At 71.9% G+C, this 11,593-nt stretch carries 12 protein-coding genes; 2 read left to right on the top strand and 10 right to left on the bottom strand.

Annotation, left to right across the window (positions count from 1 at the left end):
* Positions 1-34: 34 nt before the first annotated feature.
* Positions 35-616 (top strand): XRE family transcriptional regulator, encoded by a 582-nt coding sequence (locus tag ACFV9G_RS09880; protein WP_378727241.1) that lies wholly within the window; start codon positions 35-37, stop codon positions 614-616.
* Here ACFV9G_RS09880 and ACFV9G_RS09885 read toward each other — a convergent pair.
* Genes ACFV9G_RS09885 through ACFV9G_RS09915 form a run of 7 tightly spaced genes read right to left on the bottom strand, consistent with a single transcriptional unit; the run spans position 594 to position 8,070 of the window.
* Positions 594-1,832 carry an amidohydrolase family protein gene (locus ACFV9G_RS09885; RefSeq protein WP_378727244.1) on the bottom strand — a complete coding sequence of 413 codons (1,239 nt, stop codon included), beginning with the start codon at positions 1,830-1,832 and terminating at the stop codon, positions 594-596. The genes ACFV9G_RS09880 and ACFV9G_RS09885 overlap by 23 nt on opposite strands.
* Positions 1,829-2,614 carry a creatininase family protein gene (locus tag ACFV9G_RS09890; RefSeq protein ID WP_378727246.1) on the bottom strand — a complete coding sequence of 262 codons (786 nt, stop codon included), beginning with the start codon at positions 2,612-2,614 and terminating at the stop codon, positions 1,829-1,831. Before ACFV9G_RS09890 ends, ACFV9G_RS09885 begins: the two co-directional genes overlap by 4 nt.
* Complete coding sequence (locus tag ACFV9G_RS09895) at positions 2,614-3,957, bottom strand: FAD-binding oxidoreductase (RefSeq protein WP_378727248.1); 1,344 nt, start codon at positions 3,955-3,957, stop codon at positions 2,614-2,616. The genes ACFV9G_RS09890 and ACFV9G_RS09895 overlap by 1 nt, the downstream gene beginning before the upstream one ends.
* Before the next feature lie 6 nt (positions 3,958-3,963).
* A complete protein-coding gene (locus tag ACFV9G_RS09900) occupies positions 3,964-5,148 on the bottom strand; it encodes a hypothetical protein (RefSeq protein ID WP_378727250.1) in 1,185 nt (394 codons plus the stop codon).
* A 30-nt stretch (positions 5,149-5,178) separates the two neighbouring features.
* Positions 5,179-6,048: an ABC transporter permease gene (locus ACFV9G_RS09905; RefSeq protein WP_378727251.1), complete on the bottom strand. Its 870-nt coding sequence runs from the start codon at positions 6,046-6,048 to the stop codon at positions 5,179-5,181.
* The gene (locus ACFV9G_RS09910) at positions 6,045-6,791 is read right to left on the bottom strand and encodes an ABC transporter ATP-binding protein (RefSeq protein WP_378727253.1); all 747 of its coding nucleotides are present in this window, start codon (positions 6,789-6,791) and stop codon (positions 6,045-6,047) included. The genes ACFV9G_RS09905 and ACFV9G_RS09910 overlap by 4 nt, the downstream gene beginning before the upstream one ends.
* A 1-nt stretch (position 6,792) precedes the next feature.
* The gene (locus ACFV9G_RS09915; protein WP_378727255.1) at positions 6,793-8,070 is read right to left on the bottom strand and encodes an amidohydrolase family protein; all 1,278 of its coding nucleotides are present in this window, start codon (positions 8,068-8,070) and stop codon (positions 6,793-6,795) included.
* 169 nt (positions 8,071-8,239) lie between these two features.
* On the opposite strand from ACFV9G_RS09915, the gene ACFV9G_RS09920 reads away from it, so the two are divergent.
* A complete protein-coding gene (locus ACFV9G_RS09920; protein ID WP_378727257.1) occupies positions 8,240-9,421 on the top strand; it encodes an MFS transporter in 1,182 nt (393 codons plus the stop codon).
* Here ACFV9G_RS09920 and ACFV9G_RS09925 read toward each other — a convergent pair.
* From ACFV9G_RS09925 to ACFV9G_RS09935, 3 genes are all read right to left on the bottom strand, one after another.
* Positions 9,308-10,198 (bottom strand): helix-turn-helix domain-containing protein, encoded by an 891-nt coding sequence (locus ACFV9G_RS09925; RefSeq protein ID WP_378727259.1) that lies wholly within the window; start codon positions 10,196-10,198, stop codon positions 9,308-9,310. The two genes, ACFV9G_RS09920 and ACFV9G_RS09925, sit on opposite strands and share 114 nt — an antisense overlap.
* A 42-nt stretch (positions 10,199-10,240) precedes the next feature.
* Entirely contained in the window at positions 10,241-11,062 is an 822-nt protein-coding gene (locus tag ACFV9G_RS09930) for an alpha/beta fold hydrolase (RefSeq protein WP_378727261.1), read from the bottom strand.
* A gap of 147 nt (positions 11,063-11,209) precedes the next feature.
* A complete protein-coding gene (locus ACFV9G_RS09935; RefSeq protein WP_378727263.1) occupies positions 11,210-11,587 on the bottom strand; it encodes a YdeI family protein in 378 nt (125 codons plus the stop codon).
* Positions 11,588-11,593: the final 6 nt, after the last annotated feature.

Genomic DNA, 11,593 nt, shown 5'->3' on the forward strand with positions numbered 1-11,593 from the left:
AACGCGGACCACCGTCGACGGCTAGGTTGAGCGGGTGACTCGGAACCCGCGACAGTCCCTGGATCGCTCGGTGCTGCGGCTGGGCGCCCGCGTGCGGGAGCTGCGCAAGGCGCAGGGGATGACGCTGGTCCAGCTCGCCGAGGCGACCGACCTGTCGCACCCGTTCCTGAGCCAGATCGAGCGCGGGATGGCGCGCCCCTCGATGTCCTCGCTCTTCCGGATCGCCCAGACGCTGGGCACCACCCAGCAGGGGCTGCTCGCCGACAGCGTCGAGAGTGCCTCCGCCGGCCCCTTGGCGGTCGTACGCCGCTCCGACCCCGGCACCGCGGAGGCGTCCAACGGCGCGGTGCAGGCGCTGGTCGCCGGGGCCGACCACGCCTTCATCCCGATGGAGTTCACCGGCGACGAGACCACCTGGGACCGCTACTGGCAGCACGAGGAGGACGAGTTCGTCTACGTCGTGGGCGGGACGCTCCGGATCGACCTGGACGGCGAGGAGCAGACCATGGGGACCGCCGACTCGGTCTACATCCCGGGCGGCGTACGCCACCGGTGGGCGAGCGCCGACGGCGAGCTCTTCCGGCTGCTGGTGGTCAAGGAGCAGCGCGGACGCTGACCCGCCTCAGCCCGGCGACGATCTCCTGCTCGTCTGCGGTGACGAGGACACCGTCGCGTACGACGACCCGGCCGGCCACGACCACGTGCCGAGGTCGTCGCCCGGGCGAGGCCCAGAGCAATCCGGCGACCGGGTCGTGGACCCCGGCGTCGGCGACACCGGAGACGTCCCACACGCACAGATCCGTCCCCGACCCCAGGTCCGGGCGGCCGAGCCCGGCCGCGGCGCCGGTGGTCGCCATCGCGAGCACGTCGGCGGCCGCCAGCGGCGGACCGACCAGCGGCGCCACCTGCATCGCGAGACGGGCGTCGGCGAGCAGGTGGCCGGCGTCGTTGCTGCCGCCGCCGCTGGTGCCGAGGCCGACCTCGACCCCCGCCGCGCGGAGCGCGGCGACCGGCGCGATCCCCCACCCCATCGGCAGGTCGCAGCCGGGCGCGTGGGTGGCGCTGACCCCGGCCCCGGCCAGCCGCCGGATCTCGTCCGGCGTCACGCCGCACAGATGGGCCAGGGTCACGTCGGGCGCGAGCCAGCCCCACTCCTCCAGCAGGTCGATCGGGCGCCGGCCGTAGCGCTCGGCCGCGATCGCGACGTCGACCTGCTCGCCCGCCTGCGTACGCCGCCGCAGCCCGCGCCGGGCAGCCACCTCCGCCATCAGCCGGAAGGTCGGCTCCGGGTCGGAGTGCACCCCGGCCGGACCGACCGCGACCTGCAGCATCCCGTCGGCGCTCACCCCGCCGGGTGCATCCCCGACCAGCGCCTCGGCGATCAGGTCGGCACTGTGCGCCGCAGTCTCGGGATCGTCCCGGGCAGCGCCGCGGACGAAGACCAGGCGGGCGCCCAGCTCGGCCGCCGCCCGGGCGGTCCCCTGCGCCAGCGGCACCGTCTCCTCGGGGCTCAGGGCGGCCGGCCAGGTCAGGTGGTGGTCAGCCACCGTCGTCACCCCGCAGAGCAGCGACTCGGCGAGTCCCGCCCGCGCCGCGGCGTACGTCAAGGACGCGTCCACCCCGACCCGGTCGTAGGCGTCGGCCATCGTGGGCAGCCAGGTCGCCATCGGGACACCGCGGGTGCCGGGGAGGGTGCGGAACGCAGTCTGCAGCAGGTGGTGGTGAGCGTTGACCAGGCCAGGCGTGACCAGGCAGCCGGTGGCGTCGAGGACGTCGTCGGGCCCGTCGACCGAGAGGTCCCCGGCAGCCGCTCCGGTGATCCGCAGCGTCATGCCGACGGCGTGAAGCGGGAGGCCTCGACGATGACCTCGGCCAGCGTGGCGACCCCGGCCTCGAAGCGGGCCTTGCCGTCCTCGGCGGTGGCCGTGGTCGGGTCGCCGAGGTAGCCGTCGGTGCCGAAGTCGTCGGAGAGCCAGCCGAAGGAGACCGGCTTGCCGAACCCGATGTGTTGATAGCCGGCGAGGTGCGAGGGCACCTTCCGCTCGCCTCGTTCCTGGTGGACCAGCTCCGGCCGCAGGTGGAGCATCATCGAAGTCTCCCCGTGGCCGCCGTGGATGCCGAGCCCGAGCTCGTCCGCGCGCGAGGACGAGCCTCCCTGGTCCGGTGGCACCGAGAGGTGGGCGAAGAAGGTCGCGAGCCCGAACTGCTTGCGCAGCTCACGGCTGGCGACCTGCCCGAGCGCTGAGTTGCCGCCGTGCCCGTTGACGAAGAGCAGCCGGGAGATCCCCGACGTGCTCAGCGAGCGGCCGATGTCGACGAGCACCCGCATCAGGGTGTCCCAGGAGAGCCAGATCGTGCCGGGCGACCAGGAGTGCTCGTCGGACTTCGTGTAGGCCAGCGGTTCGAGCAGCACGACCGACGCCGTCCCGGCCGCGGCCACGGAAGCCACCGCGGCCGAGGCCGCCTCGGCGGCGATCACGTAGTCGGTCGAGACCGGCAGGTGGGGTCCGTGCTGCTCGATCGCACCGAGACCGAGCACGGCGACCGTGTCCTCGGGCAACGATGCGATCTCGGGGGCGGTCAGGTCGGCGAACCTGGGCACGTGATGGGGCATCAGCGGACTCCGATGTTGACGCGGGTGTCGACCAGCGTGTGGTCGGTGAGCTTGCCCTGGTTGAGCAGCCCCTTGGGGTCGCGCTCGCGCGCGACGGCGGTGACGAGCTCGACGTTGCGGTCGACGTACCACTGGTGGGGCGAGTGCACGCCGACGCCGATCTCGTCGAAGCGCGGGATCCCGGCGAGGACCTGCTCCTCGGAGACGTACTCGGCGACCACCATCGCCAGCGGGCCCTTCCCCATCAGCTCCAGGTGGAGCCAGACCGGCCCGTCGTAGACCTCCCGCACCCGGTCGGCGTCGCTCCAGTAGAGCTCGCCCCCGGTCTCCATGTGGAACCAGCTCCGGTCCCGGTGAGCACGCTGGAGGAAGTAGACCGGATGGTTGTAGGACATCCCGGAGAGCAGATCGGTCGCGGCATAGTCCTCCAGCCGAGCCCGTACGCTGCCCCCGGCCGCCACCACGAGCGACTCGATCTCGGGGACCGTGGAGGCCTCCGCGATCACGCGCAGACTGTGCTGGGACGGGTCGAGCTCGACGTTGGTCGTCAGGGTAGGGACCAGCGCGGGCTCGTCGCCCGAGGCCAGCCGTGGCAGCACCGGCAGGTCGAGCAGCCGGCGGTGCACGGACACCATCGCGTCCCAGCTGTCGAAGGCGGCGTAGACCGCCACCCAGTCCCGTGCGGGGTCGGTGCGGACGACCACCGAGGTCACGACGCCGGTCACGCCGTAGGCGTGGATGTAGGGCAGGGTCTCCGCACCCCGCATGGTGAGCAGGCGACCGCTGCCGTCCATCGGGGCCACCGTCAGCTCCGCCACGAAGCCGTCGGAGGTGGTGCCGTGCTCGATGGTCCCGGTGCCCGCGCTGCCGCCGCCGATGAAGCCGCCGATCGTCGAGCCCTTGGTGGACGGGAAGATCCAGAGGTCGCGTCCGGACTCCCGGGCGACCTTGTCGATCCGAGTCATCCGGGCACCGGCGCCGGCGCGTAGATTGCCGTCGGCCAGCACCTCGATCGCGTCCAGGCCACGCAGGTCGAGGATGATCCCGCCGGTGAACGGGGTCGCCTGGCCGTAGTTGCCGGTCCCGGCGCCCCGGGGGACGACCGGCACGTCGTGCTCATAGGCGACCGCCAGCACGTCGGCGACCTCCTGCTCGGTCCGCGGCCGGACGATCGCGTCCGCGACATAGCGACCGCTCGGCACCTTCTCCTGGAGCACCGGCGACATCCGGGACCAGTCCGAGGAGAGCTTGACCAGCGCGGCCGGGTCGGTCTCGACCCGGTCCGCACCGAGACGGTCGGCGATCAGAGCGGTCACCTGGGACGTACGCTGCGAAGTCGTCATCGCACGTCACTTCATCGAGATCGAGTCGTCGATGAACCGGTTGTCGTAGAGCGACTCCGGATCGATGTCGTCGGAGGTGATCGTGCCGGCCTGCTTCATGATCGGCGCGAACGTCTCGACGACCCCCTTCATCCGCTCGCCGTCGATCTGGCCGAAGACTCCGGACTTCGGGTCGTCGTGGACCAGGTCGAGGTCGGTCATCGTCTTGGCGGCGTACGCGGCGACGCCCTCGCTGTAGGTCCAGCCGGTCTGATAGCGCTCGACGATGTCGACGATGATCCCGTTGGCCCAGTCCGGGTTGGCCAGATAGTCGATCTCCGCCTGCTGCATCACCGGGACCAGCTTCTGGAGGCAGTCGGCCTCCTTCTCCACGTCCTCGGCACGCACCGCGATCGGCTCGGGGTAGATGGTGTAGCCGACCTCGGCGAGCAGCTGGTAGCCGATCGGCTTGGCCCAGCTGCTGATCTCGTTCTCGTAGATGTAGGGCTCGGCCGTGGCGAAGCCCTGCTGGAGGATCGTGGGCTCGGTGACGAAGCGCTGCGGGGTGCCCTCGTAGGAGAGGTCCGACTGCTTCTTCTCGATCATCCCCTGCGACTCGAGCAGCGCCGGGATCACGTCGCCGGCGGTGACGACCGGGTCGCCGTCGCCGGCGGCCTCGGCGATGGTCTTCGCGTCGTCCTGGCTCTTCGGGTCCCACATCAGGATCTGTGGCGAGACGGTCAGCTGCGAGGCCAAGGCCACGGTGGGCTGCTTCTCCGCGGCCGCGATCGCGGCGTCGGTGTTGACCGCTCCGATCAGGATGTCCTTGTCGAGGTACATGGTCGCGGGGACTGGCTGGAACCCGGTCGCCGGACCACCCGAGCGGACCTCGACCTTCACGCCCGTGTCGACGCCCCCGGAGACGAGCGGTCCGGTGACGGTCTTCTTGTCGGTGTCGACGGTGTAGCCCTCGCCGATCAGGCTGTACATGCCGCCGTGCTCGGCCTCGGGCTGCCAGTCCTGCTGCATCACCACGGTCGCCGGGCAGACGTCGGAGAGGTCCTTCGCGCTGCCCTTCTCCGCCTTCGTCACCTCGGCGGCGGTGGCGGTGTTGGTGGAGCCGGCGTCGCTGCCGCAGCCGGTCAGGGCGATCGGGACGATGGTCGAGAGCGCCACCAGGGCAGCGGTGCGCAGGGGTATGTGTCGGTTCATGCTGGGTCCGTTTCTTGGGGGAGGGAGGGGTCAGCGCTCGCCGTACCACTTGCCGATCACGGCACGGTCGAGAGCGGCGAAGGCCGAGAAGACGACGACACCGAAGAGGGCGGTGAGGATGATCGCCAGGAAGAGCGGCTCCATGCTGAGCCGAAGCGTGTAGACGCGGAGCAGGCCGCCGATGCCGGGGCTGCCCTGCTGGAAGTAGAAGTCACCGACGATGACGCCGATGACCGAGAGACCGGCGGCGTTGCGCAGGCCGGTGAAGATCGCCGGCATCGCGGCGGGCAGCTGCAGCTTGAGCAGCCGCTGCAGCCGGGTTGCCCGGTTGAGGGTGAAGAGGTCGTGCGCCGGTGCCGTCGCCGACTGCAGGCCGAAGAGGGTGTTGGCGATCATCGGGAAGACCGCGATGATCACGCAGACCACGATCCGTGCCGAGATGCCGTAGCCCATCCAGATCCCGATCAGCGGGGTCAGCGCCAGGATCGGGACCGTCTGCAGGATGACGGCATAGGGGTAGAGCACCTTCTCCAGGAGCCGGGTCTGGGCCATCACCATCGCCCACGCCATCCCGATGACCACCGAGATCACCAGCCCGGCCAGCGCGACCATGACCGACTGCCACAGCGCCGCGAGCATCGGCTGCATGATCTCCGGTCTGCTCAGCGTCTCCCCGAAGACCTGGTGCGGTGGCGGGAGCAGGAAGCGCTTGTCCTCGCCGAGGACGAGGTACGTCACGGCGTACCACAGCGCCGCCAGGCCGGCGAGCGCCGCGATCATCGGCGCGACCCTGGCGAGGAGCGCGCGCAGGACCGGGGGCGTACGTCTGGTGGGTGGCTCTTCCGCCGCGGCCGCGGTCGCGGGGGCGACGTCGGGCTCGACAACCAGATCCATGCTCATGCGTGCTCCTCCAGTGCCGCGGAGACCTGGCCGACCAGGTGGGCGAAGTCGGACTCGAACCGCAGCTCGGGTGGGCGTGGGAACTCCCAGGGCACCGGGATCTCCGCCACGATCCGGCCCGGCCGGCCGCTCATCACCACGACGCGGGTCGAGAGGTAGACGGCCTCGGCCACGGAGTGGGTGATGAAGAGGCCGGCGAAGCCCTTGAGCCTGAAGAGCCGTTGCAGCTCGGTCTGCATCGCCAGCCGGGTGATCTCGTCGAGAGCTCCGAACGGCTCGTCGAAGAGGGCGAGGTCGGGCTCGGCGACCAGGGCGCGGGCGATCGAGACCCGCATCCGCATGCCTCCGGAGAGCTGGCGCGGATGCTGCTTCTCGAAGCCGGTGAGGCCGACCAGGTCGAGGGCCTCCTGGGCAGCTCGTCGGCGCCGCTCCTTCGGCAGCCCGCTCAGCTCGCCGATCAGCTCGACGTTCTTCCGGGCGCTGCGCCACTCCAGCAGCGTCGGGTCCTGGAAGACGTAGCTGGTGGTGCCCGCGTCGACCTCGACCCTCCCCTCGGTGGCCCCGTCGAGCCCCGAGGCCAGCCGCAGCAGGGTCGACTTGCCGCAGCCGGACGGGCCGACGACGGAGACGAACTCGCCGGCGTCGACGCTCAGGTCGACCCCAGTCAGCGCGGTCGTACCGGTCGGGAACCGTTTGGTCACCCCGGAGAGGGCGAGCGTGGCGGTGGTGGTCGTCGTGTTCATGTCACCTCGGCATGGGATCGAGATCGAGGACGGTGCTGACGCGGGTGTCGGCGAGCACGCGGCCGCCATGGACGACGACCCGGGCGGTCTGCGTCCCGGCGACGACCTCGTCGAGCGGTACGTCGGGGACGAGCATGAAGTCGGCCCGGCTGCCCGGCCCCGTGCCTCCGGCGGGGAGCCCGAGCACGGTGCGGGTGGTCGTCGTGACGGCGGCGAGGGCCTCGGCCGGCCGGAGATGGCCTGCGGCGACCAGGAGCGAGGTGGTCTCGAACGGGTCGGCCCGGCCGACCGGGTTGAACGGGTCGCGCAGGTTGTCGGCGCCGGCCGCGACCGGCACTCCTGCCTCCAGCAGCGCCCGGATCGCGGTGAGGCCGCGCGGCGCCGCCCCGTCGGCGTCGCGGCCCTGCAGGTAGAGGTTGGTGATCGGGAGCGTCACGATGCCGATCCCCGCCTTCGCCACCAGGTCCACGACGGGCCGGAGACGGTCGTGGTCGAGCATGCCGAGGCGTACGCAGTGGGAGGCGGTCACCCGCTGCGACATCCCCCGGGCGATGACCTGCTCGGCGAGGTCGGCCAGGTCGAGGTGGCCGGTGGTGGTCTGCTCGTCGGTGTGCAGGTCGACGGGAAGGCCGGAGCGCTCGGCGTGGTCGAGGATGCGGCCGGTCTCCTTGGCGGGCTCGTCGGCCAGGTGCGGACAGCCGCCGAGGACATCGATCCCGCGCCCGATCGCGTCCGCGATCACCGCGTCGGGCACATCCTGGCCGGCGAGCAGGCACACCTGGAGCGTGATCGTTCCGCGGAGCTCCTCGCGCAGGCCGAGCAGGGCATCGACCCCACGCAGCGGGTCGCCCGCGAGGAGCGCGTCGGCATGCGTACGGATCGTGGTGATCCCGTTCGCCACGTAGCGGCGGACCGCCCGCCGGGCGCGGTCGGCGAAGTCGTCGGAGGTGAGCGTGGGGACGAGCCAGCGCCACTGCTCGATCGCGGTGACCAGGTCGTTCCCCGCCCGCGGCCCGGGCGTGATCTGCTCCGCGCTCAGCGCCTTGTCGAGATGCGCATGCGGCTCGCCGGCGGCGGGGACCAGCCGCCAGCCCCTGGCGTCGGTCCCGGGACCGCCCTCGACCGGCCGGACGACGGTGATCTCGCCGGCCGCGAGATCGAGATCGGCGAGGGTGCCGTCGAGGAGGCGTACGTTGCGCAGCGCGGTCAGCTCCACGCCGGCCAGGTGCGCCGGACCGTCCACGGGCCCGACCCGTTCGGCACTTCGTGCCACTGCCATCGGCTACCCCTTCCGGCTCAAATGTTGATGAGATGAACATTTTCGAGCGTAAGGAGCGGTTATTTCGACGGCGTAACCGTTTCGGTCCTCCTCGATGAAACCCCCATCCGGTCAAGCACGGGCGACGGACGATCAACCCGGGCTCCGGGATCGCGGCGAGGATCGAAGGGTGACCACGACTTCACCGGATTCGACCGCCTCCCCGACCAGTTCCCCGACCACCGCCCAAGGCCGAGCCGCGCCGGTCGTCGCGCTCGCCGCCGGGATCGCGATCCTGGTCTCGAGCGAGTTCCTGCCCGCGGGCGTACTGCCCACGATGGCGCGCGACCTCGGGATCAGCGAGGGAACGGCCGGGCTCGCCGTGGCGGCGACCGCGATCGCCGGGGCCGCGACCGCGCCGACCATCGCCATGATCCTTCCTCGGATGGACCGGCGTACGTTGCTCGTCGGCCTGCTGGTCGCCGCGGGCGTCGCCAACCTGGCGGTCGCGATCTCCCCCGGTTTCGTCGTCCTGCTCCTCGGCAGGCTCGTGCTGGGCGCGGCGATCGCCGGCTACTGGTCCTTCGCCTTCGCCGTCGGGACGTACGCCTCGCCCGGCCGTGACCACGTCATCTCCACCTCGATCGCGCTGGGCGTCACGGTGGCCACGATCGCCGGTCTGCCGCTGGGCTCGCTGCTCGCCGACGGGCCCGGCTGGCGCTGGGGCTTCGCAGCCGCGGCGGTGCTGAGCCTGGTCTCCGCCGCGGCGCTGGCCCGGGCGCTGCCGCCGGTGCCGGCCCACCCGTCGGCCGGGCTGACGATGATGCGTCAGGCCCTCCGCAACCCGCGGCTGGTGGCCGGCGTGGTGGTGCTCGTCGTGGTGGTCCTCGGGAACTTCGTGGCGTACCCGTTCATCCGGATCGCCATCTCGGAGACCTCGCCCGGCGCAGGCATGTGGATGCTTGCGCTGTGGGGCCTCGGCGGGCTCTTCGGCAACCTCGCGGCCGGCCGGTTCGCCCACCAGCTGCGCGCGGTCGTCACGGTCGCGCCGCTCCTCCTCGCCGGCGGGCTGGTGCTGACCTTCCTCGCCGACAGCACGCCGGTCATGGCGGTGGCGATGCTGGTCTGGGGCTTCGGGTTCAACCTGGTGCCGGTCAGCACCCAGCTGTGGGTCACCCGCGTCGAGCCCGAGCGCACCGAGTCGGCGCTGGCGCTCCAGGTCACCGCGTTCCAGGTCGCGATCACCCTCGGGGCGGCACTAGGAGGCGCGGTCCTCGACGAGTACGGCGTCGGGCGGGTGCTCCTCATCGGCGCGATCGGGGCGGCCGTCGCCGCGGCGGGCTTCGGCGCGCTCCGCGTGCCGCGCTCCTGAGGCGTCCTCGCGCCACGCCTGCGGACCAGTCCCGTGGGTAGCGGTGAAGGCGCGGCTGAACGCCGCGCCCGACCCGTAGCCCACGGCGTACGCCACCTGCTCGACCGGACGGTCACCGCCGGCCAGCAGGTGGCGGGCCGCGCGCATCCGGACGTCCCGCAGCGCCTCGCTCGGGCTCTGCCCCAGGCTGCGCCGGAACCGCTCCCCCAGCGCCGACCTCGACAGGTGCACGGACTCCGCCATCGTCTCGACCGACCAGGCCCGCCCCGGATCCGCGATCAGCGCGGACAGCACCTGCGCCACCGTCGGGTCGAGGACGGGCGCGGGACCATCCGTCCCGCGCCCGGTGTCCTCGAGCCAGGAGGCCGTCATCGCCGCGCCGAGCAGCGACGCGTAGCCCGACGCGAACAGCGCCGACGGCCGGCACGGACCGGCCAGCGGGCACCGCCGGACCAGCTCGGCCACCCCACCGTGCCGGCCGGCGAAGTCGCGCACGACCAGCGGGTTCGCGAGCGGGTACGCCACCGCGACCGCCCGCAGGTCGGCCCGCGTGACCGCCGCCCCGTCGAGGGTCGCCAGCCGGTGCCGGACCTGTCCTCCGACCAGCGCCGCGTCGCCCGCCCGGAGCAGGTGCGACTGCCCGGCAGCGGTCAGCACGACCGTGCCGTCGTCGACGAGCAACCAGCCGGCGGAGCGTACGTCCTCACCGGCGGAGCCGGCAGGCAGCTCCTCCTGGTAGGCGAGCGTCATCTCCCACGACGGACGGTCCTCGTTCACACCAGCCCCAGCGCCCGAGCGCCGGCCGGCTATTCCCGATCCTCAGTCGGCGATGAACTCGAGGATGTCGGCGATGAGGGCCTTCTGGTAGTCGCCCGCGATGCCGTGCGGAGCACCCTCGTAGACCTTCAGCGTGCCGTCCGAGACCAGCTTGACCGCCTTGTCGGCGGCGGCCGCGATCGGCACGATCTGGTCGTCCGAGCCGTGCGCGATCAGGATCGGCACCTCGAGCGCCTTCAGGTCCTCGGTGAAGTCGGTCTCGGAGAAGACCTTCACGCAGTTGTACGCAGCGACCAGACCGGCCAGCATCCCCTGGCGCTGGAAGTCGTCGATGAGGCCCTGGGAGACCTTGGCGCCGTCGCGGTTGAAGCCGTAGAACGGGACCGCCAGGTCCTTGTAGAACTGGGAGCGGTCGGCGAGCACACCGGCGCGGATGCCGTCGAAGGCATCGATCGGCGTCCCTTCGGGGTTGGTCTCCGACTGGACCATGATCGGCGGCACCGCGCCCGCCGTGACGACCTTGCGGACCCGGCCCTTCCCGTGCTGGGCGGCGTAGCGGACGACCTCGCCGCCACCGGTCGAGTGCCCGATCACGACCAGCTCGGTGAGGTCGAGGTGCTCGACGAGCTCGGCCAGGTCGCGGGCGTAGGTGTCCATGTCGTGACCGAGGTCGGTGTTGGTCGAGCGGCCGTGGCCGCGGCGGTCGTGCGCGATCGCCCGGTAGCCGGCGTCGGCGAGCAGCTTGGACTCGACGGCCCAGGCGTCCGAGCTGAGCGGCCAGCCGTGGCTCAGCACGACCGGCTTCCCGGTGCCCCAGTCGGTGTAGTAGATCTCGGTGCCGTCAGAGGTGGTGAACGTTGGCATGGTGGGAGTCCTCGAGGTTCTGCGTCGGTCCGCCGCCCCCATCGCCGAAGCTGTCGCGGTCCCGACGCCAGGTCCATCCTCTCCCTCGAGTACCCCATCCGGCCCCGCCGTATCTGCCCGATATCCCACGAATCAGGACACCTTCCGTCAGGTCCAGGGGTTGTCCCAACGACCATCGGCCCGCGCCGCCCGGACCTCGGCCATCCCCGCCGGCCGCATCCGACCCTCGGCGGTCAGGCGCTCGACCTTGGAGATGTTGAGCCGCGACCACTTCGAGCCCGGACGCCGGCGGGTGTAGCGCTGCAGGTAGGTCTCCTCATCGCCTCGGCGACGTACGGCCGAGATCCAGCCGAAGCAGAGGCCGACGTCGACGAGCTCGTCCGAGGAGAGGGAGGCCGGCTCGACGCCCTTCCGGGTCAGCCGCAGCCACACCGCCCCGGTGCCGGGACCGGCGGTGTCGAACCAGGCCTCCACCTCGGCCACCGACGGCCGATCCAGGACCGGCTCGCCGTCGATGGTCTCCACCCGACC

The sequence above is a fragment of the Nocardioides sp. NPDC059952 genome (assembly GCF_042730435.1).
In the GTDB taxonomy this organism is placed as follows: domain Bacteria; phylum Actinomycetota; class Actinomycetes; order Propionibacteriales; family Nocardioidaceae; genus Nocardioides.

What these genes read in the sequence shown, in the direction of transcription:
- ACFV9G_RS09885 (WP_378727244.1), bottom strand. Translation starts at nt 1,832, where the DNA reads ATGACGCTGCGGATCACCGGAGCGGCTGCCGGGGACCTCTCGGTCGAC.
- ACFV9G_RS09890 (WP_378727246.1), bottom strand. Translation starts at nt 2,614, where the DNA reads ATGCCCCATCACGTGCCCAGGTTCGCCGACCTGACCGCCCCCGAGATC.
- ACFV9G_RS09895 (WP_378727248.1), bottom strand. Translation starts at nt 3,957, where the DNA reads ATGACGACTTCGCAGCGTACGTCCCAGGTGACCGCTCTGATCGCCGAC.
- ACFV9G_RS09900 (WP_378727250.1), bottom strand. Translation starts at nt 5,148, where the DNA reads ATGAACCGACACATACCCCTGCGCACCGCTGCCCTGGTGGCGCTCTCG.
- ACFV9G_RS09905 (WP_378727251.1), bottom strand. Translation starts at nt 6,048, where the DNA reads ATGAGCATGGATCTGGTTGTCGAGCCCGACGTCGCCCCCGCGACCGCG.
- ACFV9G_RS09910 (WP_378727253.1), bottom strand. Translation starts at nt 6,791, where the DNA reads ATGAACACGACGACCACCACCGCCACGCTCGCCCTCTCCGGGGTGACC.
- ACFV9G_RS09915 (WP_378727255.1), bottom strand. Translation starts at nt 8,070, where the DNA reads ATGGCAGTGGCACGAAGTGCCGAACGGGTCGGGCCCGTGGACGGTCCG.
- ACFV9G_RS09930 (WP_378727261.1), bottom strand. Translation starts at nt 11,062, where the DNA reads ATGCCAACGTTCACCACCTCTGACGGCACCGAGATCTACTACACCGAC.